The organism is Atlantibacter sp. MEI4A-1023, from assembly GCF_056155425.1.
Map to the genome: position 1 here is coordinate 2,726,330 of NZ_CM149568.1, position 22,464 is coordinate 2,748,793.

Annotated in this window: 22 protein-coding genes and 1 riboswitch; of the genes, 10 read left to right on the forward strand and 12 right to left on the reverse strand. The window is 54.0% G+C overall.

The annotated features are described in order from the left end of the window. The first annotated feature begins 2 nt into the window (after positions 1-2). The gene (locus ACVV26_RS13145; protein WP_474797491.1) at positions 3-1,601 is read left to right on the forward strand and encodes an EAL domain-containing protein; all 1,599 of its coding nucleotides are present in this window, start codon (positions 3-5) and stop codon (positions 1,599-1,601) included. On the opposite strand, the gene yoaE is transcribed toward ACVV26_RS13145, so the two are convergent. Next, complete coding sequence (gene yoaE, locus ACVV26_RS13150; RefSeq protein ID WP_474797493.1) at positions 1,602-3,161, reverse strand: CNNM family cation transport protein YoaE; 1,560 nt, start codon at positions 3,159-3,161, stop codon at positions 1,602-1,604. 465 nt (positions 3,162-3,626) lie between these two features. Here yoaE and manX point away from each other — a divergent pair, with 465 nt between their 5' ends. From manX to mntP, 5 genes are all read left to right on the forward strand, one after another. Further along, positions 3,627-4,607, forward strand: a complete 981-nt coding sequence (manX, locus tag ACVV26_RS13155) for a PTS mannose transporter subunit IIAB (protein WP_474797495.1) — start codon at positions 3,627-3,629, stop codon at positions 4,605-4,607. 67 nt (positions 4,608-4,674) lie between these two features. Then, a complete protein-coding gene (locus tag ACVV26_RS13160) occupies positions 4,675-5,475 on the forward strand; it encodes a PTS mannose/fructose/sorbose transporter subunit IIC (protein WP_125291950.1) in 801 nt (266 codons plus the stop codon). A gap of 12 nt (positions 5,476-5,487) precedes the next feature. After that, positions 5,488-6,348 (forward strand): PTS mannose transporter subunit IID, encoded by an 861-nt coding sequence (locus ACVV26_RS13165; RefSeq protein ID WP_312985130.1) that lies wholly within the window; start codon positions 5,488-5,490, stop codon positions 6,346-6,348. 63 nt (positions 6,349-6,411) lie between these two features. After that, positions 6,412-6,870: a DUF986 family protein gene (locus tag ACVV26_RS13170; protein ID WP_474797497.1), complete on the forward strand. Its 459-nt coding sequence runs from the start codon at positions 6,412-6,414 to the stop codon at positions 6,868-6,870. Between the two features lie 198 nt (positions 6,871-7,068). After that, positions 7,069-7,252: riboswitch (yybP-ykoY riboswitch) on the forward strand. 1 nt (position 7,253) lies between these two features. Beyond that, complete coding sequence (gene mntP, locus ACVV26_RS13175; RefSeq protein WP_312985133.1) at positions 7,254-7,817, forward strand: manganese efflux pump MntP; 564 nt, start codon at positions 7,254-7,256, stop codon at positions 7,815-7,817. Here mntP and rlmA read toward each other — a convergent pair. From rlmA to mgrB, 6 genes are all read right to left on the reverse strand, one after another. Further along, positions 7,814-8,626 carry a 23S rRNA (guanine(745)-N(1))-methyltransferase gene (rlmA, locus tag ACVV26_RS13180; RefSeq protein WP_474797499.1) on the reverse strand — a complete coding sequence of 271 codons (813 nt, stop codon included), beginning with the start codon at positions 8,624-8,626 and terminating at the stop codon, positions 7,814-7,816. The genes mntP and rlmA overlap by 4 nt on opposite strands. 135 nt (positions 8,627-8,761) lie before the next feature. Then, a complete protein-coding gene (cspE, locus tag ACVV26_RS13185; protein WP_001062678.1) occupies positions 8,762-8,971 on the reverse strand; it encodes a transcription antiterminator/RNA stability regulator CspE in 210 nt (69 codons plus the stop codon). A gap of 39 nt (positions 8,972-9,010) precedes the next feature. Then, positions 9,011-9,127: a DUF2627 domain-containing protein gene (locus ACVV26_RS13190; protein ID WP_312985137.1), complete on the reverse strand. Its 117-nt coding sequence runs from the start codon at positions 9,125-9,127 to the stop codon at positions 9,011-9,013. A 511-nt stretch (positions 9,128-9,638) separates the two neighbouring features. Further along, complete coding sequence (locus tag ACVV26_RS13195) at positions 9,639-10,634, reverse strand: MBL fold metallo-hydrolase (protein WP_474797501.1); 996 nt, start codon at positions 10,632-10,634, stop codon at positions 9,639-9,641. Positions 10,635-10,668: 34 nt separating this feature from the next. Further along, positions 10,669-10,956, reverse strand: a complete 288-nt coding sequence (locus ACVV26_RS13200; RefSeq protein WP_474797503.1) for a YebO family protein — start codon at positions 10,954-10,956, stop codon at positions 10,669-10,671. Between the two features lie 73 nt (positions 10,957-11,029). After that, positions 11,030-11,152 (reverse strand): PhoP/PhoQ regulatory lipoprotein MgrB, encoded by a 123-nt coding sequence (gene mgrB, locus ACVV26_RS13205; protein WP_474801848.1) that lies wholly within the window; start codon positions 11,150-11,152, stop codon positions 11,030-11,032. 178 nt (positions 11,153-11,330) lie between these two features. On the opposite strand from mgrB, the gene ACVV26_RS13210 reads away from it, so the two are divergent. Then, positions 11,331-11,567, forward strand: a complete 237-nt coding sequence (locus ACVV26_RS13210; RefSeq protein ID WP_312985142.1) for a YobH family protein — start codon at positions 11,331-11,333, stop codon at positions 11,565-11,567. Positions 11,568-11,596: 29 nt separating this feature from the next. On the opposite strand, the gene kdgR is transcribed toward ACVV26_RS13210, so the two are convergent. Further along, the gene (gene kdgR / locus ACVV26_RS13215; RefSeq protein ID WP_312985144.1) at positions 11,597-12,388 is read right to left on the reverse strand and encodes a DNA-binding transcriptional regulator KdgR; all 792 of its coding nucleotides are present in this window, start codon (positions 12,386-12,388) and stop codon (positions 11,597-11,599) included. A gap of 196 nt (positions 12,389-12,584) precedes the next feature. Between kdgR and ACVV26_RS13220 the strand changes: the two genes are divergently transcribed. Further along, the gene (locus tag ACVV26_RS13220) at positions 12,585-13,955 is read left to right on the forward strand and encodes an MFS transporter (protein ID WP_474797505.1); all 1,371 of its coding nucleotides are present in this window, start codon (positions 12,585-12,587) and stop codon (positions 13,953-13,955) included. A gap of 40 nt (positions 13,956-13,995) precedes the next feature. Here ACVV26_RS13220 and htpX read toward each other — a convergent pair whose 3' ends face one another. The 4 genes from htpX to ACVV26_RS13240 all read right to left on the reverse strand — a co-directional run bounded on the left by htpX (position 13,996) and on the right by ACVV26_RS13240 (position 18,416). Then, a complete protein-coding gene (gene htpX / locus ACVV26_RS13225) occupies positions 13,996-14,877 on the reverse strand; it encodes a protease HtpX (protein WP_474797507.1) in 882 nt (293 codons plus the stop codon). A gap of 192 nt (positions 14,878-15,069) precedes the next feature. Continuing rightward, a complete protein-coding gene (prc, locus tag ACVV26_RS13230) occupies positions 15,070-17,115 on the reverse strand; it encodes a carboxy terminal-processing peptidase (protein WP_474797509.1) in 2,046 nt (681 codons plus the stop codon). Positions 17,116-17,134: 19 nt separating this feature from the next. Continuing rightward, positions 17,135-17,821: an RNA chaperone ProQ gene (gene proQ, locus ACVV26_RS13235; protein WP_312985767.1), complete on the reverse strand. Its 687-nt coding sequence runs from the start codon at positions 17,819-17,821 to the stop codon at positions 17,135-17,137. Between the two features lie 97 nt (positions 17,822-17,918). Further along, positions 17,919-18,416: a GAF domain-containing protein gene (locus ACVV26_RS13240; RefSeq protein WP_474797511.1), complete on the reverse strand. Its 498-nt coding sequence runs from the start codon at positions 18,414-18,416 to the stop codon at positions 17,919-17,921. A gap of 127 nt (positions 18,417-18,543) precedes the next feature. Between ACVV26_RS13240 and yebS the strand changes: the two genes are divergently transcribed. Then, entirely contained in the window at positions 18,544-19,827 is a 1,284-nt protein-coding gene (gene yebS / locus ACVV26_RS13245; protein ID WP_474797513.1) for a membrane integrity lipid transport subunit YebS, read from the forward strand. Further along, on the forward strand, positions 19,796-22,429 hold the full coding sequence (locus ACVV26_RS13250) for a PqiB family protein (protein ID WP_474797515.1): 2,634 nt from the start codon (positions 19,796-19,798) through the stop codon (positions 22,427-22,429). The genes yebS and ACVV26_RS13250 overlap by 32 nt, the downstream gene beginning before the upstream one ends. Positions 22,430-22,464 lie beyond the last annotated feature (35 nt).

The following is a 22,464-nucleotide window of genomic DNA, read 5'->3' on the forward strand; positions in this document are numbered from 1 at the left end:
AGATGCAAACAGCCCAGCGCATTATTTATCACTATCGGCGCAGACGATTTATTCTTTGCATAGTTCTTGCCATCCTGACCCTCATCGTGACGCTGGGCCTGCGCTATGTCACCGAGCGCAGCGACAACCGACGGGAAATCCAGGAATACAGCCAGCGCGCGATTACTTCTCTGGAGACGGTGCTGGCACCTATCGAAGTGGCGCGTAAATCACTGGTGACATTGCCTGGCATCCCCTGCGATATGACCCAGTATCAGCTGCGCGAACAGGCGGCGCGACTGCAAACGGTTCGATCTATCGCCCTGGTGAAAGACGGTACCCTCTACTGCTCAAGTATTTTTGGCCAGCGCGATATCCCGATTAATCAACTGCAACCCAAGCTGCCCTCGGTTTATCCGCTGATGACGCTCTCCATCGCCGGGTCGCTGCTGAAAGGCTCGCCGATTTTGCTGTTGTGGGAACCGTCTAGCCTCGACGGGCAAAGCGGCGTGATGCAGGTGGTGAATATCGAACTGCTGGCGGGGTTGACGCTCCAGCCGCGCCCACCGTTAATCACCCAGGCGGTGCTCAACGTGGCGAATCAATATCTGGTCGGGCAGACTATCTACGATAACCGGCTGCCTCTCACCCGCGGCCACGTTGAACATCGCTATCATTCCAGCCGTTACCCGTTTGCCGTGATCGCCACCGGCCCGTCGCCGGAAAAAGTCGCGCTGCAAAGCCTGCCTGCCCAGCTACCACTGGCGCTGATGCTCAGTCTGCTGATCGGCTATATCACCTGGCTTGCCAGCGCAACACGGATGAGTTTTTCCTGGGAAATAAACCTGGGTATCGCCGCCAGGGAGTTTGAAGTGTTTTGCCAGCCGCTGGTACGGGCGCGGGACCGCCACTGTGTCGGCGTGGAGATCCTGTTGCGCTGGAACAATCCGCGCCAGGGGTGGATCTCCCCGGACGTGTTTATTCCTCTCGCCGAGCAGCAGGATTTAATCGCGCCGCTCACCCGCTACGTGCTGGCGGAAACCGTGCGCCAGCTGCATCTTTTCCCGGCCTCGGAACAATTTCATGTCGGGATTAACGTAGCGGCCAGCCATTTCCATAACGGGGTGATTATTGATGATTTACGCCGCGTCTGGTTCGCTAAACAGCCCAGACAGCAGCTCATGCTTGAACTGACTGAACGCGACGCGCTGCCGGATATGGACTACCGCGTGGTGCGTGAGCTGCACCAGATGGGCGTGGAACTAGCGATTGATGATTTCGGCACCGGGCAAAGTTCGCTGGCTTATCTTGAGCGGCTGCACCCTAATGTGCTGAAAATTGATAAAAGCTTTACCGCCGCCATTGGCACCGATGCGGTGAACTCCACGGTGACGGATATTATTATCGCGTTGGGTAAACGGCTGCGGATCAATCTGGTGGCGGAAGGTGTGGAAAGCGAACAGCAGGAAGGCTATTTGCGCCGTCACGGCGTGGCGATACTCCAGGGATATTTATACGCGAAGCCCATGCCCATCGCTGATTTCCCGCGCTGGCTGGCAGGTGACTTACCGCCACCTGCCATCAACAACGATCAACATATGTCAGCATTGACGCTACGCTGATTACTCTTCTTCGTCGTGCTCAGGTTCGTCTTTCACGACCCGAACCAGGTCCACGCGATAATCGTTGGCTTCAACAATAGTGATGCGCAAAGGCGCAACCTCCAGCACATCGCCCACGCGCGGGATTTGGCCGTTAACCGCAATTACCAGACCTGCCACAGTGGCAATGTCGTCTTCGTCATTCACCAGCGTAGAAACGTTAACATGCTGCTGCAAGGCGTGCAGGTCGGTACCGCCTTTGACCAGCCAGCCGTCGCCATCCGCCACGATTTCCGGGGTTTCGTCAGCGTCCGGGAATTCACCCGCGATGGCTTCCAGCACGTCCAACGGCGTTACCAGGCCTTGCACCACGCCAAACTCGTTGGTGACGATAACAAAGCTGCCGCGGGCGCGGCGCAGCACGCCCAACAGGTTGATCGGATCCAGGGTTTCCGGCACCACAATCGCCGGGGACTGCGCCGCGATCGCCGCCACGTCAACGCCCTCTTCCAGCGCCACCAACAGCTCTTTCGCACGCACGATACCGATGACTTCATCCAGCTCGCCACGGCACACCGGGAACAGACTGTGCGGGGATGACAGTAGCTGCTCGCGGATTTCATCCACGCTCAGCTCGGCATCCACCCAACTGATTTCGCCGCGCGGCGTCATAATGCTGCGCAGGGAACGCGATGCCAGGGTCAGTACGCCATTAATCATGTAGCGTTCTTCATGGGCAAAAGATTCCATAGGAATCGGCACCATCGCGGTCCCTTCCGTTTCCGGCTGGACGTTACCTTTTTTATTGCCGCCCATCAGGCTCAGGATCGATTGCGCCGTTCTGGCGCGCAGCGGCATACGCGACTGATGCTTCACAAAGTTGCGACGGGCAATCTGGTTAAACAACTCGATCAGGATCGAGAAACCGATAGCCGCGTACAGGTAGCCTTTCGGAATATGGAAGCCGAAACCTTCCGCCACCAGGCTCAGGCCGATCATCAACAGGAAGCTCAGACAGAGCACCACAACCGTCGGATGCTGGTTCACAAAGCGCGTCAACGGCTTAGAGGCCAGTAACATCACCGCCATCGCGATCACTACCGCTGCCATCATTACCGGCAGATGGTTCACCATCCCTACCGCTGTGATCACGGCGTCAAGCGAGAACACCGCATCAAGGATCACAATCTGTACCACGACCACCCAGAAGCTGGCATAGCCTTTACCGTGGGCATCATCGTGCTGCTTGTTCTCCAGCCGCTCGTGCAGTTCGGTCGTGGCTTTAAACAGCAGGAACAAGCCCCCGAGCAGCATAATCAGGTCGCGTCCCGAGAAAGTGAAATCCATCACGCTGAACAGCGGGCGCGTCAGCGTCACCATCCAGGAAATCAACGACAACAGCCCCAGACGCATAATCAGCGCCAGGGACAAGCCGATTAAACGGGCTTTGTCACGCTGCTTTGGCGGCAGTTTGTCTGCGAGGATGGCGATAAACACCAGGTTGTCGATACCCAGAACGATTTCCAGTACCACAAGCGTCAGCAAACCCGCCCAAATCGAGGGGTCCATTAATAATTCCATAACTGGCTCCAGCTGAAGGAATGACTAAACGGCACCGCACAATTCGCGGGCGCAAAAACAGTAGCTAACATTAGGTGTGATGCGTCGGAATGACGAGTGGCCTGAGAACAGGCGGAAGTGAATTGACGTCGGTGACGGTCCATACGGTGGGCTGCTGCCCGCTACTCCTGATAATTAATAAGAAGCATACATTAGCAAACGGAATCAGCCTTTTGCAAAGATTTACCAGAATTTGCAATTTTGCTGACACAGTGAAGGTTCATATTTCTTAGCAACCTTTTTTACGGGCCGGCTTAAGCTAAATTACGGATCTTCATCACATAAATTATTTTTTCACTATCTAAAATAAATCACGGATTAGGCATTTGTCTCAATAAACCCCTTATCTGAATCGATTCGGTTAGCCAGTAATGATTCGCGATGCTCTCGTTAAAGAGGGTGTGACTACAACGAAGGAGGTAGCACGTGACTATTGCTATTGTCATAGGCACTCACGGTTGGGCCGCTGAGCAACTGCTCAAAACCGCCGAGATGCTGCTGGGCGAGCAAGAAAATGTGGGTTGGATTGATTTTGTTCCCGGCGAAAACGCGGAAACACTCATCGAAAAATACAACGCCCAATTATCGAAACTCGATACCCGTCAGGGCGTGCTGTTTCTCGTCGATACATGGGGAGGCAGCCCGTTTAATGCTGCCAGCCGCATTGTCGTCGATAAAGAGCACCATGAAGTGATTGCTGGGGTCAACATTCCGATGTTGGTCGAAACCCTAATGGGGCGCGACGATAACCCGTCATTCGATGAACTGGTCGCGCTGGCCGTGGAAACCGGGCGTGAGGGCGTTAAGGCGCTGAAGGCAAAACCGGTTGAAAAAGCCGCCCCAACGGCGACGCCTGCCGCCGCGCCTGTCGCGCCCAAAGCAGCGACGCCCGCAAAACCTATGGGGCCGGACGATTATATGGTGATCGGCCTCGCCCGTATCGATGACCGTTTGATTCACGGCCAGGTTGCCACCCGCTGGACCAAAGAAACCAACGTTTCGCGCATTATCGTAGTGAGCGATGAGGTGGCGGCGGACACAGTGCGTAAAACACTGCTGACCCAGGTTGCCCCTCCCGGCGTGACCGCCCACGTGGTTGACGTTGCCAAAATGATCCGTGTTTACAACAACCCGAAATACGCCCGGGAACGCGTGATGCTGCTGTTCACCAACCCGACCGACGTCGAGCGCGTTGTGGAAGGCGGCGTGAATATCACGTCGGTGAACATTGGCGGCATGGCGTTCCGCCAGGGTAAAACGCAGGTGAATAACGCGGTGTCAGTCGATAGCAAAGACATTGACGCCTTCAACAAACTTAACGCGCGCGGCATTGAGCTTGAAGTCCGCAAAGTCTCCAACGATCAAAAACTGAAAATGATGGATTTACTCCGCAAAGTGACACCGTAACTGCGGAACAGGAACGACGTTTTTCAGCTCTCACACTTAAGTCTGTCAATGTTATAGGAGAAGTACAATGGAGATTACCACTCTTCAGATTGTGCTGGTGTTCATCGTTGCGTGTATCGCGGGTATGGAGTCGGTACTCGATGAATTTCAGTTTCACCGTCCACTTATCGCCTGTACCCTCGTCGGGGCCGTTTTGGGTGATATGAAGACCGGTATCATTATCGGTGGTACCCTGGAAATGATCGCCCTCGGCTGGATGAACATCGGTGCGGCGGTTGCCCCTGATGCGGCGCTGGCGTCAATTATCTCAACCATCCTGGTTATTGCTGGCCACCAAAGCATCGGTGCCGGTATCGCGCTGGCCATTCCGCTGGCAGCGGCAGGCCAGGTACTGACCATTATCGTGCGTACTATCACCGTAGGTTTCCAGCACGCGGCGGACAGCGCGGCGGAAAAAGGCAATCTCACTGCCCTGTCGTGGATCCATGTTTCCTCGCTGTTCCTTCAGGCCATGCGTATCGCTATTCCGGCGGTGATCGTGGCGGTGTCCGTGGGGACCAGCGAAGTCCAGAATATGTTGAACGCTATCCCTGAAGTGGTCACCAGCGGTCTGAACATCGCCGGCGGTATGATCGTGGTCGTGGGTTATGCAATGGTCATCAACATGATGCGTGCCGGCTACCTGATGCCGTTCTTCTATCTCGGCTTCGTTACTGCGGCGTTCACCAACTTCAACCTGGTCGCCCTGGGTGTGATTGGCGCCGTCATGGCCATCCTCTACATCCAACTTAGCCCGAAATACAACCGTTCCGCCGCCGCGCCTGCACCGGCCGCTGGCGCTAACGATCTTGATAACGAACTGGACTAGCAGGTGAGCGACATGGTTGATATGACAAAAAATACGGCTACCACGGGTGAGAAGAAACTGACTCAAAGCGACATTCGCGGCGTGTTCATTCGTTCTAACCTGTTTCAGGGTTCATGGAACTTTGAACGTATGCAGGCGCTGGGTTTCTGTTTCTCAATGATCCCGGCGATCAAACGTCTGTACCCGGAAAACAACGAGGCACGCCGTCAGGCGATCAAACGCCATCTCGAGTTCTTCAACACCCATCCATACGTTGCAGCGCCGGTACTGGGCGTAACGCTGGCGATGGAAGAGCAGCGCGCCAACGGTGCAGAAATTGACGATGGCGCGATTAACGGTATCAAAGTGGGCCTGATGGGGCCGCTGGCAGGCGTCGGTGACCCCATTTTCTGGGGTACGGTGCGTCCGGTATTCGCGGCGCTGGGCGCAGGTATCGCCATGAGCGGCAGCCTGCTGGGACCGTTGCTGTTCTTTATCCTGTTTAACGCGGTGCGCCTTGCAACCCGTTATTACGGCGTGGCTTACGGTTATCGCAAAGGGATCGATATCGTTAAGGATATGGGTGGCGGCTTCCTGCAAAAACTGACCGAGGGGGCGTCAATTCTCGGCCTGTTTGTAATGGGGGCGCTGGTCAACAAGTGGACGCACGTGAATATTCCGCTGGTGGTCTCGCGTATTACCGACCAGACCGGCGCTGAAAAAGTTACCACGGTGCAAACCATTCTCGACCAGTTGATGCCGGGCCTGGTGCCGCTGCTGCTGACCTTCGCCTGTATGTGGCTACTGCGTAAAAAAGTTAACCCGCTGTGGATTATCGTCGGCTTCTTCGTGATCGGTATCGTTGGCTATGCGATCGGGCTGCTTGGGCTGTAAGATACGGTTTTCCTGAGGTTTATAACCGGGGGCTTGCTCCCGGTTTTTTATTAGGGAGTAGGCATGACACTGACGGACTGGATTCTGATCCTGTTTATTCTGGTACTGCTGGCCTTTGCCATCTATGACGAAGCCATTATGGCAAAACGCAAAGGCACAACACTGTTAACCATCCCCTTACTACGCCGCAGCCGCGTCGACGGCGCGATTTTCGTCGGGCTGGTCGGCATACTGATTTACAACAATATTGCTTCACATGGCGCACCGCTAACCACCTGGTTATTAGGCGCGTTGGCGCTGATGGCTATTTATCTTTTCTGGTTGCGACAGCCAAAGATTATTTTCAAATCTACTGGCTTTTTCTTCGCCAACGCATGGATAGAATATAATCGCATTAAGGCAATGAATTTATCGGAAGACGGGGTTCTGGTGATGCAATTAGAACAACGCCGCCTGCTTATCCGGGTAAAGAATATTGACGATCTCGAAAGAATTTATAAACTTCTTATTAATAGTCAATAGGTTAAACAATAGCCTTGTCTATATTTTTGGTGGATATTTAAACACCAACATAGCCATGGCTATATTATTTTGCAGAGAACATAAAACTATTTATTAACCTTTTCATTACTAATTCCGTCAAATGAAAATCGTTATCAATTAGGTTGAAAAATAACAACTTTTGTGGGTTGTTTTATATTTCCTGAATATGGTACTGTTGCGCCCGTCATTGGGGAGTAGCTAATTTCCACTGTTTACGGAAATGTACGTGTCAACATACTCGTTGTTACAACGTGGCGCGTACGGACTGAGAGCCCTCTCAGTCAAGCGAGACCATAGGCACATTCACTGCTGATTACCGGGGCAGTGGCTGTGTATATGGATATCCCGGTCAGGACGCTTTGATGAATCTTTCCGCAACCCTTCTTCTCGCATTCGGCATGTCAATGGACGCATTCGCCGCATCGATCGGCAAAGGCGCGACCCTTCATAAACCTAAATTCTCTCAGGCGTTACGCATCGGCCTGATATTCGGCGTAATCGAAACGCTTACCCCGCTCATCGGCTGGGCGCTGGGCCTTTTCGCCTCGAAATTTGTGCTTGAGTGGAATCACTGGATAGCCTTTGCCCTGCTGATGTTCCTGGGTGTGCGAATGGTTGTTGAAGGCGTTCGCGGCGAAACGGAAGAAGAAAAGACGCAGCTGCGCCGCCACAGCTTCTGGTTATTAGTTACCACTGCGTTTGCCACCAGTATCGATGCCATGGCCGTCGGCGTGGGTTTGGCCTTCTTACAGGCAAATATTATCTACACCGCGCTGGCGATTGGCTGTGCGACGCTGATTATGTCCACGTTGGGCATTATGCTGGGCCGTTTTATTGGCCCGCTACTGGGCAAGCGCGCTGAGATCCTGGGCGGGCTGGTACTGATGGGGATTGGCGCGCAGATCCTCTGGAGCCACTTTGCTTAACTGTCGCGCTGCCAGACGCGAATACAAAAATCCGTTTCGCATTCGAATGATTCTACTTTATTTAACGACGCCCACACTTCCGGGCGCGCGCGCCAGGCAAACGGTGTCATTTGTAATAGCGCCACGGCGTTGTCAGCGTTCAGCGTCATCCCATAAGCAAGCTGTAACTCTTCAGACAATGTAAATCCTTCAAGGCTTTCACCCTCCGGCGAGTGCAATTTAATCTCGTCGTAGATCAGCCCTTTCAACTGCACTAAATGACGCGGTCCGGGAACGACGGTAATCACACTCCCGCCAGGCTTAACGGTTCTCGCCAGTTCTTCGGCTTTGCAGGGTGCGTAAATACGGATCACCGCATCCAGGGAAGCCTCTGCGAACGGCAAACGATGGCTTGATGCCACGCAGAACGTCACGTCGGGATAGCGTTTCGCACCGTAGCGGATAGCGACTTTTGAGACGTCCAGCCCACAGGTATTTGCGCCATGCGCTAAGGCAACCTCAGCAAACGCCGCAGTGTAATACCCTTCCCCACAGCCAATATCCAGAACGGTATCCGCCTGAGCCGCGAGTTGTTGTTCGAGCAACTCGGCCACCCGCTGGCGCAGCGGTTGATAGTAGCCGGCATCAAGAAAAGCTCGGCGTGCCTGCATCATTTCGCCGTTATCGCCCGGTTGTTTTGAATGCTTAAACTGTACCGGCAGCAAATTTACATATCCTTCTTTGGCCTTGTCGAACTGGTGCCCCTGTGGGCAAAGGTAACTTTTAGGCTTTTCGCTCAGCGGGGCGTGGCAAAGGGGACAGGTAAACATAGCAACTCCGGGTAATTTAAAGGGCGCAAGTGTAGCCTGATTTGCAACGCAGCGGTAAGCGCCAGAAACAAAAAAGCCCCGCTTAGCGAGGCTTTTTAGAGAAACGATGCGCAAGGCACCGCATCAGAAATTCGATCAGATAGCAGTAACGTTAACGGCTGCCGGGCCTTTCTGGCCGTCCTGAATTTCGAACTCTACGTTCTGGCCTTCAGCCAGGGTTTTGAAGCCGTTACCTTGGATGGCAGAGAAGTGTACGAACACATCTTTGCTGCCGTCAGCCGGAGTAATGAAACCAAAACCTTTAGACTCGTTGAACCACTTAACTTGACCTTTGATCTTTGCCATTTTGCAAATTCCTTAAATTGTATTCTTCGCCCGCAGGCTTCATTGAGATAAAACTGAGACATTACTGCATGAGGCACTAATAAAAGGTTCGGCAGAGAAGCAGTATTCAACGACAACATGTTTACTCAGGACTTCTATACTGATAATGCCACACATAAACAGAACTATACCTCGTTTGACCCAAAAAATGTTATCACACACAACGTATATAATGGCAAGCCATTTTTAAACGTGTATCGATCTGCCGCACAAATCAATAAGTGACTACGGGCTGCCCCAGAGGCAACACGTAACACGCTGATATGATAAGCCTTGAGCACAGGGTCCTTCGGCAACCACACAGCGAGCAGACAACCTTTTCAACATAGCTCAAACCTGGTATGTCGTCCACGTCACAGGCCAAAATTTACTATAAAAAAGAAGAATCTTGCGATAGACAGCCAATTAACTCGCTCTGCACAAAGGCTATTGCCCATTCTGTGGGAATCATCACAACATTACTCAGATCGACATTACAATTAAACGTAACGAAAATACGTTAAATAATTGCACCAAAATAATGACAGGCTAATGACAATGCATGAGATAAGCGTAGAAATAGTTTCCTGTTACTTTCCGCAAGATATATTTTCATCCGAGAAATAACTTAATAATTATTTCTTATATGTCACGCTTCGTTAAAGGGCAAATATTGACCAATTTTTAGCGGCGCGAATTTACCCGATGTCTCACGGGCTGCCTCTAATGCCGAAAGTAACTCTTCTGGCGGCCTGTCCAGCGATTCGTCTGCCAGTTCGAAAACACCCCAGTGGATGGGCACAGCACGCGGTCTGTCGAGGTGTTGCCACAGAGTAACGGCACTGTTCGGATCCATATGATGCGGGGCCATAAACCAGCGGGGTTCATACGCACCAATGGGTATGGCGGCGAAATCAATCGGCCCGAGGCGCTGGGTAATATCGTGAAGGAACGGGTGATAGCCGGTATCGCCGCAAAACCAGGCCCGAAACCCGGAATTCTCAATAGCCCAGCCGCACCATAAGGACCGGTTGCGATCCCACGGAGTACGCATACTCCAGTGCTGCGCCGGTATAGCGGTATAAACCAGCCCGTCGAGGGTGTATGCCTGCCACCAGTCGAGTTCAACTACGTGCGTTATTCCATGGCGTATAAACCAGGCTTTCAGCCCCAGCGGAACAAACCATGTCGCGTCGGGAGCGTGGCGGCGTAAAAAACGCACCGTCGCACTATCCAGATGATCGTAATGATTATGAGAAATCAGGATCGTATCAATAGGCGGCAGCGCCGATAGAGTAAACGGCACCGGTGATTTGCGCTGCGGCCCGTAAAAAGTAAACGGCGAGGCGCGCTTGAAAAATACCGGGTCCGTTAATACCCGCTGCCCCTGAAGGGAAAACAGTAGCGAGGCATGCCCAAGCCACCATACCCCATCCCCTTGCTGATTAAAATCAGCAAGTTGCCACCACTGCTCGATAAAACCAGCGTAACCATGTTTTGGGGCATGCGGATAGCCGTTGGCTTTACGCTCTTTTTGCCAGCGCTGGTAATCTCCGGCGCGAGGACCCGCAGGATGCAGATTGCGAAAGCCGCCCTCAAGATGATGGGACTGCGACGGATCGTACCAGGGATTTTTCCAGACCACGCAGCATCACCCTATGGCAATGAAAGGAGGGAATTTACCGTTCAGCGACCAGACGAATAAAGCCATCGTCATCGTCTTTTTGGGGCTGTGCCGGGGTTTCTTCGGGTTGTGCTTCTGGTTCATTGGCTTCGCAAATTCGGCGAAGCAACGCAGTCTGGCGCTTCTGCTGTTCCAGCAATGCTTCCAGTAAAGCAATTTGTTCATTCGCCTTAACGCTGGCGCGATTGACGAAAAACCACACCACTAACCCAACCACCAGAACCAGTAAAGAGAACGCCATCGATGCAAGGTTGAGCGCACCGGAATTGATCATGTCATTCATAAAAACCACCTCAGTAAAGCGCAGTAGTGTAGCACCAGACGACAGCGATCACATCGGCATTGCTAAAAATCATTTACCACGGAATATATTTGTTGATCACGCATATTCCGCTGAAGAATTGAACATCCTGATCGCACATCACATTCAACATTTGCGCCCATAAAATCAGGCCCAACAGCAACGCAATGACCAGCAGTGCCCATTTCACTTTTTTCACTGAAGACTCCAGTTTTACGCATATTCCGGTCAGATTAACACGCAGATCTTAAACCAATCATCACGCTACTAATAACTGTGGCAATTAAGATTCATCAGATTGAGAATTACGCCTGAACTGGCATGCTGCATAGAGGATCGATAAAAAGGAGCGAGCTATGCGTTTGATTATCCGGTTGATTGCCATCATGGCGATCCTGTGGCTGGCCCTGTTGTTCAGCGGCTACGGGATTTTAATCGGTAGCCATAACAACGTGGCGGGCTTGGGGCTCCAGTGCGAATACCTGACGGCCCGACAGGTAGTGACCGCACAGTTTATTCATTCAGAAAGCGGAATTATCGGGATTTCGCAATGTCCGCTACTGCGTAAAAGCGAAACCGTTATCGATAATTAAAAAACCGCAGTCAGCGCTGCGGTTTATCATCAGAACGGGTAGTCGTTATAACCCAGTTGTTCGGAAATTTTCCGCGCCGCGCCGTGCAGCATGGCGACGTATTCATGCAAGCGTTCTTCGGAGAAACGCAGCGTTGGGAAGGAAATACTCAGGCCGGCAATCACAAAGCCGAAGCGGTCAAACACGGGCACTGCAATGCAGCGCAACCCTTCTTCCTGCTCTTCGTTATCTTCGCCGAAACCCTGCTCGCGAACCATATCCAGCACTGGCAATAACGCCTCGGTGCTGGTCACTGTGCGTGGGGTGCTCTGCTTGTATTCGACTTCAGAGAGAATTTGCTTCGTTTCTTCACGATCGCGCCACGCCAGCAGCACTTTACCGATAGCGGTGCTGTACAGCGGATTGCGGCGGCCCACGCGGGAATACATACGCAAATTGTACATCGAGTCGATTTTGTGGATGTAGACGATACTGTCTTCATCCAGCGCGCCGAGGTGAATTGTCTCTTTTGTCAGGTTAGACAGTTCGCGCATCTGGATATCCGCGCTGCGAATCAGATCGACGTTCTGCAACGCTTTTGCGCCTAATTCAAACAGTTTCAGCGTGAGGGAATATTTTTCGGACTCCCCTTCCTGGGCCACGTATCCTAAGGATTTCATGGTCTGCAAAAAGCGGTAAACCGTGCTTTTTGACATCATTACACGTTGGGATAATTCGGTGATGCCAATTTCACGTTCTTCACCCAGCGCCTGCAAAATACCGAAAACTTTCAACACAGATGAAACAGAATCAGGCTGTTTATCCAAATCTGCGATTGCCATTGATCACCTCAGATCGCACTTGTTTTATAAAAATTAGAACCGGTTTTTATTATAAGGAGCTGACCCCGCCGCCGCAATGTATCTATGAGCTGGCATTATAAATCTGCGACGCAACACTTAATTATCCCTGAGGCGGGTTTTCAGGCTAAAGTAATCGGTTTACGGCTCCTGACTTTCTTTTTGAGCGGCACAGTTAATGGAAAAAACGGTTTCTGATGGTTTACCCATCCCCCAGCGCTACGGCGCAATTCTTACTATCGCTATTGGGATCATGATGGCGGTGCTTGACGGCACTATCGCTAACGTGGCGCTCCCTACCATCGCCCATGAATTAAACGCCTCGCCCGCGAGCAGTATCTGGATTATTAACGCTTATCAAATCGCCATTGTTGCCTCACTGCTGACGCTCTCTTTTCTGGGCGATATGTTCGGCTATCGCCGCATTTACCAGTACGGCCTGGTGGTGTTTACCCTCGCTTCGCTGCTGTGCGCGCTCTCGCGAACGCTGGAAATGCTTACGGTGATGCGCATTCTGCAAGGTTTTGGCGGTGCGGCGTTGATGAGCGTCAACACGGCGCTGATCCGTATGATTTACCCGCAGCGCCACCTGGGCCGCGGTATGGGGATCAACTCGCTGATCGTCGCCGCTTCCGCCGCTGCGGGGCCAACCATTGCCGCCGCGATTTTATCCGTGGCCACCTGGCACTGGCTGTTCTTAATCAATATCCCGCTCGGCCTGGCGGCGCTGGTGCTGGCGCTGCGTTATCTGCCCGCCAATACCCATAAATCCCAGCAGCGTTTCGATCTGCCCAGCGCCGTGATGAACGCTCTTACCTTCGGCTTATTGATCACCGCGCTGGGAAATTACGCCCAGGGGAATTTCAACTGGCTGCTTGCGGCGCAACTGGTGGCGTTGCTGATCATTGGCGCGGCATTTGTTCGCCGTCAGCTGCGTTTGCCGGTGCCGCTGTTGCCGGTAGATTTACTGCGCATTCCGCTGTTTTCGCTGTCTATCGGCACCTCGATTTGCTCTTTCACCGCCCAGATGCTGGCACTGGTGTCACTGCCGTTCTTTATGCAAACCACCCTGGGGCTAAGCGAAGTCCAGACCGGCCTGTTGTTGACGCCCTGGCCGCTGGCAACAATGGTGGTTGCGCCGCTGTCGGGATATCTGGTCGAGCGTATTCACGCCGGGCTGCTGGGCGGCATTGGCCTGGCGGTGATGGCGGTGGGTCTGTTTGGTCTGGCGTATTTACCGGCGAATCCGAGCGATCTGGATATCATCTGGCGCATGGTGCTGTGCGGTGCCGGATTCGGACTGTTCCAGTCGCCGAATAACCACACGATTATCTCCGCCGCGCCGCGCAACCGCAGCGGCGGGGCCAGCGGGATGCTGGGTACCGCGCGTTTGCTGGGCCAGAGCACCGGGGCGGCGCTGGTGGCGTTAATGTTTACCCACTTCAGCGGCAGCGGCGAGCACGCCTCTTTAATGCTGGCCGGGATACTGGCAACGCTGGCCGCGCTGGTGAGTATGTTACGCATCTCGACGGGTAAATCCGCCGCATAAAAAAAGCGTGCCTCGGCACGCTTTTTTACTCTCAGAAAGATTAATTCAGATACTGCCCGCTACGCAGGGCTTCAATACGTTTATCCAGCGGCGGGTGAGTCATAAACAGCTCGCTCAGCGACTTGGACTTACCGTTGATGCAAAATGCCATCATACTGCTGGCTTCCTGCGGTTCGTAGCTGGTTTTCAGGCGTTGCAGGGCAGCAATCATTTTCTCACGGCCCACCAGTTTTGCGGAGCCCGCATCCGCGTGGAATTCACGGTAACGGGAGAACCACATGGTGATAATGCTCGCCAGAATACCAAACACCAGTTCAAGCACGGTGGCGACCGCGAAATAGATCAGCGGGTTGCCGTTGCTCTGCTCGCCGTCATCACGGTTGCCGGACAAAAAACCCGACGCGATTTGCGCGATGATGCGCGAAATAAAGATAACAAAGGTGTTCACCACACCCTGGATCAGCGTCATCGTCACCATATCGCCGTTGGCGATATGGCTAATTTCATGGGCAATAACCGCTTCGGCTTCATCACGACTCATGTTCTGCAACAGACCGGTGCTTACCGCTACCAGCGAGGCATCGCGGCGCGCGCCGGTCGCAAAGGCGTTAATGTCCGGAGCGTGATAAATCGCTACCTGCGGCATCGCGATACCGGCCAGGCGTGACTGCTGCGCCACGGTATCCATCAGCCAACGCTCGGTCGCATTACGGGGTTGTTCAATCACTTCCCCGCCCACAGAACGCAACGCCATCCACTTCGACATCAGCAGTGAAACAAACGATCCACCAAAACCAAATAACAGCGCCATAATCAGCAGGCCCTGAACGCTGCTGGACTGGATCCCTGTCAGGCTGAGCACCAGGCCGAACACCACCATGACCGCCAGGTTCGTTAACAGGAAAAGCGCGATACGCATCATAATTTTCTTTTAACCTCAATTGACCAGTCGCGTTATGCGATTACTCACATCGTATGGCTAAATGCCCTGTTTTCAAGCATGAAAGCAGGGCAAGTTACTAAAAATACGTAACTTTACATTTTGTCGCATTCTTCTTACGGGAAACAGAGACAGGTAAAAAAACAGGCACAATTGCTTGTGCCTGTTGGGGAATTACTTACTGGCGGCGGGCTGTTCAGCGGGTTTCGCTTTATCCAGTTTCGCCAGGTCCAGCGCGATATGGACGGTTTCATCAAGATACGGATCGGGCTCCTGATAATCCTTCGGCAGGTCGTCCAGTTTCTTGATTGGCGGTTTACCTTCACGCTTATAACGGTCGTTAATGCGCGCCAGGCGAGTCGCATCGTCTTCATCGTTCTCTTTTTCACGCTGCAGCAGGTTTAAAGAGATGAAGTTACGCTTATCCTTAAGGGCGTTATAGCGAGCGATATCCTTGATGATGTACTGGAACTCAGGATCTTTGGCGATGCGCTCATCGTGAGCTTTCAGCAATTCCGGGCCAAACGGCGTAAGGTCGCCGGATTTAACGTAGGTTGCCGCATCGACGCTATCCCAGGGCAGCGCATTATCTTCAAACTTCTCGCCGGTTTCGGTCTCTTCATTGCCGGTCGGCATGATGATATCCGGGGTCACGCCTTTACGCTGGGTACTGCCGCCATTCACGCGATAGAATTTTTGAATGGTGTACTGTACCGAGCCCAACGCCGGCCATTCCGGACGCAGCATCTGATCGTAAATGCGGTTCAGCGAACGGAACTGCTGAACGGTACCTTTACCAAATGTCGGCTCACCGACGATCAGCGCACGGCCATAATCCTGCATCGCCGCAGCAAAGATTTCCGACGCGGAGGCGCTAAAGCGGTCAACCATGACGACCAGCGGGCCTTTGTAATACACCACGCCATCGGTATCACTGTCTTCACGCACTTTGCCGTTGTTGTCGCGCACCTGCACCACCGGGCCGCTCGGGATAAACAGACCAGAAAGCGATACCGCTTCGGTCAGCGCCCCGCCGCCGTTGGTACGCAGATCGATAATCACCGCGCTGACGTTTTGCTTTTCAAGTTTCTGGAGCTGGACTTTGACATCGTCGGTTAAGCCCACGTAGAAACCCGGAATATCCAACACGCCGACTTTCTGCTTGCCGATGGTTTTCACGGTCATTTTCACCGCGCGATCTTCCAGGCGAATACGTTCGCGCGTCAGCGTCACGGTACGGGTTTTGGTGCCTTTACCCGCAGGTAAAATCTCCAGCCGTACCTTGCTGCCTTTCGGGCCTTTGATCAGCGCAACGACGTCATCAAGACGCCAGCCGATCACGTCCTGCATCGCCTGGCCCGTTTGGCCAACACCCACAATGCGGTCGCCCACCGTGATGGCTTTGCTTTTCGCCGCCGGGCCGCCTGCCACCATGGAGTTAATCACGGTGTAGTCGTCATCCATTTGCAGCACCGCGCCAATCCCTTCCAGAGACAGGCTCATTTCGGTATTGAACTGCTCGGTGTTACGCGGTGAAAGGTAGTTGGTATGCGGATCGATTTCGTGCGCGAAAGCGGTCATCGCCAGCGAGAACACGTCTTCGCTGTTGGTTTGCGCCAGGCGGCGAATCGCGAATTTATAACGCTTGGTGAGCGTTTCGCGGATCTCTTTATCCGTTTTGCCGGTCAGTTTCAGGCTCAGCTCGTCATACTTGACTTTGCTGTCCCATAACCTGTCGAGTTCCGCTTCGGTTTTCGGCCACGGCGCTTTACTGCGATCGAGCTCGTAAGTGTCGTTGCCGGTAAAATCCATCGGACGCTCAAGCACTTTCAGTGCGTACTGAAAGCGCTCGAAGCGGCGTTTCTGCGCCAGATTGTACAGATCGTAAAACACGGTGAGCTTGCCGGTGCGCAGCTCATCGCCCAGTACATTTTTCTGTTTCGCGTATTCTTCAACGTCGCTCGCCAGCAGCACGTTATGGCTGTAATCCAGCAAATTCAGATAGCGGTCGAAGATTTTGGCGGAAAAGGTGCCGTCCAGATCGAACTGGCGATAATGAGAACGGGTGAAGCGCGAGGTAACGCGCTCGCTCACCGTCGCGTGCTGCGTCTCTTCCTTCAATACCGGAATTTGCGACGCTTTGGTGATGTCTTCAACCGCAACCGCATGGCCTGCTAACAATAACAGGCCCGCAGCGGTAAGCTTAAGAAATGTGTTCATGCCCGGGTTGACCTCCGTATCAGAACAATAAATGTTCTGCGCGTACAAGCATCGACATACCAGAAGTCAACTGTACACGGACGCCATCTTTGGTGATTTCTTGTACAGTGGCATCCATCGCATTATTCCCCGCTTTGACTTTAATCGCCTGGCCTACGGACAGTGCGGTAATGTCTGATACCGGGGTATGACGCTCTTCGCGAACGGCCTGAGGCGCTTTAGCCGCAGGTTTTGCCGGACGCGGTTTGCGCTCTGCATTTTCAGTGCGACGTGGAGCCGGGCGTGGTTTGCGCTCACGGCGCGGGGCTTCAGGCTGCTCGCCAGCGGCAATCGCCGCTTCGCGTTTTTTGGCCTGCTGCTCGGCACGCTGCGCCTGGACGCGAGCTTTGGCTTCTTCAAGCTGTTTACGCGCATGTTCAACATGCTGTTCGTCAAGCTCGCCGCACGGATTGCCATCCAGATCGACGCGGGTCGCGCCAAGCTTGATGCCGTACAGATAACGCCAGCTTGAGGTATAAAGACGCAGGGCTGAACGCAGTTGGGTTTTGCTGAGATTCATCTCCCCTTCTACGCGCGCGACCAAATCCTGAAAAATGCCGATTTTCAGCGGACGCGCTTCGCCTTCAGCGCTAAAGCACTGGGGAAAACGCTCGGCCAGAAAGGCAATAACTTCTTTACTGCTGTTCAACTTAGGTTGATTTTCCATGAAATTTCCTGATTACAACGGACGTTGCCAACGTGGCGCAGGCATGAACAGGCGTCATTATAATGACGCCATCAGCAATTGCCACGTTATCCGTTGCTTATCCTGCACGAGTCGCAAATAATTTTCTGTAATCCGTCCCGGCAAGCACCGTCTCAAGGCGCTCCACCAGCTCACGTAAACCCTGCTCGTCTTTAGCCTGGAAGCGGCCAAACACGGTGCTGTCGATATCCAGCACGCCTATGATTTGTTGATTAACGGTGATTGGCAATACGATTTCCGCATTACTCGCGGAATCGCAGGCGATATGGCCGTCAAAGGCATGGACATCTTCCACGCGTTGCACACTGGCAGTGGCAACCGCCGTTCCGCATACGCCTCTACCGACCGGGATGCGCACGCAGGCGATTTTCCCCTGGAACGGCCCGAGCACCAGCGTGTCGCCTTCCAGCAGATAAAATCCCGCCCAGTTAACGCCGTCTAATCGTTCAAACAGCAAGGCGCTGGTATTGGAAAGCGTCGCCAGCGCACTGGTTTCCCCTGTCATGAGAGCCTGAAAATCACGGTTAAGGTCCGCGTAGAATTGTGTTTTGTTCATTTAATAATCACTTAGCTGATAAATACAATGACCTGCTTGTTAAAATAAGCATTAAATGCGCTTATGCTCAAGACGAATCATTTCATGATTTAATATAAAGATATCTAAATATAACTCTGACCATTAAATGGCCCTTAAACCCAGAACGGCATTAAACAACGCAAAGCTCACGATTCATGCGATGGGAGAGCCTTTGCCGCAGGCACATTATCAGCGATGTCCGCAGTGCGACACGCTTTTTCTGTTGCCGGTTGTGAAGTCAACGCAAAGCGCGTATTGCCCGCGCTGCGATGCAAAACTGCGCGATGGCCGTGACTGGTCATTGACGCGTCTCGGCGCGATGGCGATCACCATGATCGTCCTGATGCCCTTCGCCTATGGCGAACCGCTGTTGCGCATTATCCTGCTCGGCACCCGTATCGACGCCAGCCTGCTCCAGGGGATCTGGCAGATGGCCAGCCAGGGCGACCCGGTTACCGCAGCAATGGTGTTCTTCTGTACCGTTGGCGCGCCTGGCACGCTGGTGGTGGCTATCGCCTATCTCTGGTTCGGTAATATCCTCGGCATGAACTTACGCCCGGTGCTGTTGATGCTGGAAAGGCTGAAAGAGTGGGTAATGCTGGATATTTACCTGGTGGGCATCGGCGTGGCGTCCATCAAAGTCAGCGATTATGCCTACATGCAACCTGGCATTGGGCTGGTGGCGTTTTTCCTGCTGATGGTGCTGAGCATACTGACGCTGATCCACCTCAACGTGGAGCAGCTTTGGGATCGATTTTATCCGACACGCCCGCCCCGCACGCCCAAAGCCAGCCTGCGCGTCTGTCTCGGCTGCCATTTTACCGGCGAACCGGATGAACGCGGCCGCTGTCAGCGTTGCCACGTTCCGCTGCGCGAGCGCCGTCGCCATAGCCTGCAAAAAACCTGGGCGGCGCTGATTGCAGCGATGGTATTTCTCCTTCCGGCGAATTTGCTGCCGATATCTATTATTTATGTCAACGGCAGCCGCCAGGAGGACACTATCCTTTCGGGGATCGTTTCGCTGGCGAACAGTAATATCGCCGTGGCAGCCATTGTGTTTATCGCCAGTATTGCGGTGCCGTTCGTCAAAGTACTGGTGATGCTGACCCTGCTGATCAGCATCCATTTCAAATGCGAACAGGGGCTGCGCACCCGGATACTGCTGCTGCGGTTTGTGACCTGGATTGGCCGCTGGTCGATGCTGGATTTATTTGTGATTGCGTTAACCATGTCGCTGGTGAACCGCGATCAGCTTTTGGCTTTTACTATGGGACCTGCCGCGTTTTATTTCGGCGCAGCGGTAATATTGACTATTCTTGCTGTTGAATGGCTGGACAGCCGCTTACTTTGGGACGCACATGAGTCAGGAAACGCCCGCTTCGACGACTGAAGCGCGAATTAAAACAAAACGCCGCATTTCCCCGTTCTGGTTACTGCCGATTATCGCTCTGATGATCGCCGGATGGCTTATCTGGACAACGTACCAGGAACGAGGCACTACCGTGACTATCGACTTTGTTTCCGCCGACGGCATCGTTGCCGGGCGAACACCCGTGCGCTATCAGGGAGTGGAAGTTGGCACGGTCCAGGATATTCGCCTGAGCGAGGACCTGAACAAAATTGCCGTCACGGTCAGCATCAAAAGCGATCTCAAAGACGCCCTGCGCACCGATACGCAGTTCTGGCTGGTGACCCCGAAAGCATCGCTGGCCGGGATCTCCGGTCTGGATGCGCTGGTGGGGGGCAACTATATCGGCATGATGCCGGGCAAAGGCGAGCCCGAAGATCACTTTACCGCGCTGGATACCCAACCTAAATATCGGCTGGATAACGGCGATTTGATGATCCACCTGAAGGCCCCGGACCTCGGTTCGCTCAACACCGGCTCACTGGTCTATTTCCGCAAAATTCCGGTGGGCAAGGTGTATGACTACACCATTAATAACAACTCCCAGGGCGTAACGATTGATGTGCTGATTGAACGGCGCTTTACCCATCTGGTGAAAAAAGGCAGCCGGTTCTGGAACGTTTCTGGCGTGAAAACCGACATCAGCCTCAGCGGCGCGCAAGTTCAACTGGAAAGCCTGGCGGCGCTGGTCAACGGGGCGATAGCCTTTGACTCGCCACAGGGGTCTGAAGAGGCCGATCAGGAGGACGAATATGGCTTATACGAAGATCTGGCCCACAGCCAGCGCGGCGTGCTGGTGAAGCTGGATCTGCCGAGCGGCGAAGGCCTGAAGGCCGATTCCACCAAACTGATGTACCAGGGGCTGGAAGTCGGCACCCTGACCAAACTCGATCTCAACCCCGGCGGCGCCGTCACCGGAGAAATGACCGTCGACCCGGGTGTGGTGAATTTATTGCGTGAGGGCACGCGCATTGAGCTGCGCAACCCGAAAATTTCGCTTGATAACCCCAGCATCAGCAGTCTGTTGACCGGCAGCACCTTTGAACTGGTGCCGGGAGAAGGCAAACCGCGCAACCACTTTGTGATCCTGCCGGGGGATAAAACCCCGTTGCAGCAACCGGGCGTTGTCACGGTGGCGCTAACCGCGCCGGAAAGCTACGGCATCGATGCCGGGCAGCCGGTGATCCTCCACGGCATTAAAATCGGCCAGGTGCTTGAACGCAGCTTAACCGCCAAAGGTATTAACTTCGCGGTGGCTATCGATCCGCAATATCGCGAACTGGTGAAGGGCGACAGCAAATTTGTGGTCAACAGCCGTATTGACGTGAAAGTCGGGCTGGACGGCGTGGAATTTTTAGGTGCCAGCGCCGGTGAGTGGATCAGCGGCGGCATCCGCGTGTTGCCGGGCAGTAAAGGCGAGCTGAAAGAGAGTTACCCGCTGTTTGCCAACCTGGAAAAAGCGGTGGAAAACAGCCTGAGCGACCTGCCGACCACCACCATGACGCTCAGCGCGGATAGCCTGCCGGATATCCAGGCCGGCTCGGTGGTGCTGTATCGCAAGTTCGAAGTGGGCGAAGTGATTTCGGTGCGCCCGCGCGCCAACGCGTTTGACATCGACGTACATATCAAGCCGCAGTATCAAAACCTGGTGACCAAAAACAGTGTGTTCTGGGCTGAAGGCGGCGCGAAAGTGCAGCTTAACGGCAGCGGGCTGACCGTGCAGGCCTCGCCGCTGTCGCGGGCGTTAAAAGGCGCAATCAGCTTCGATAACCTGAGCGGCGCGTCGGCTAACACGGACAAAGGCAACAAGCGCACCCTGTTCCCGTCAGAAACCGCGGCCCGCGCTGTGGGCAGCCAGGTGACGCTGCACGCGTTTGACGCCGGTAAACTGGCGGAAGGGATGCCGATCCGCTACCTCGGGATTGATATTGGCCAGATACAATCACTGAAGCTGATCACCGAACGCAACGAAGTGCAGGCCACCGCCGTGCTCTACCCGGAATACGTGAAGACCTTTGCACGTAACGGCACCCGCTTCTCGGTGATCACCCCGCAGATCTCCGCCGCCGGGGTGGAACATCTGGACACCATTCTCCAGCCCTATATCAACGTCGAACCGGGTAAAGGGAATCCGCGCCGTGACTTTGAACTGCAGGAAGCGACGATTACCGATTCCCGCTACCTCGACGGCCTGAGCATCGTACTGGAAGTGCCGGATGCCGGTTCACTGGCGATTGGGACGCCGGTGCTGTTCCGCGGTATGGAAGTGGGTATTGTCACCGGTATGGTGCTGGGCAACCTGTCAGATCGCGTGATGGTTGGCCTGCGTATTAGCCAGCGCTACCAGCATCTGGTGCGCAATAACTCGGTGTTCTGGCTGGCCTCCGGCTACAGCCTCGACTTCGGGATCATCGGCGGCGTCGTGAAAACCGGGACCTTTAACCAGTTCATTCGCGGCGGCATTGCCTTTGCCACCCCGCCGAGCACACCGCTGTCGCCGAAAGCCCAGGCAGGGAAACACTTCCTGCTTCAGGACAGCGAACCGAAAGAATGGCGTCAATGGGGCACTGCCCTGCCGCGCTAATCTCCTTCTTCTGCCCCGGTGCGATGCCGGGGCAG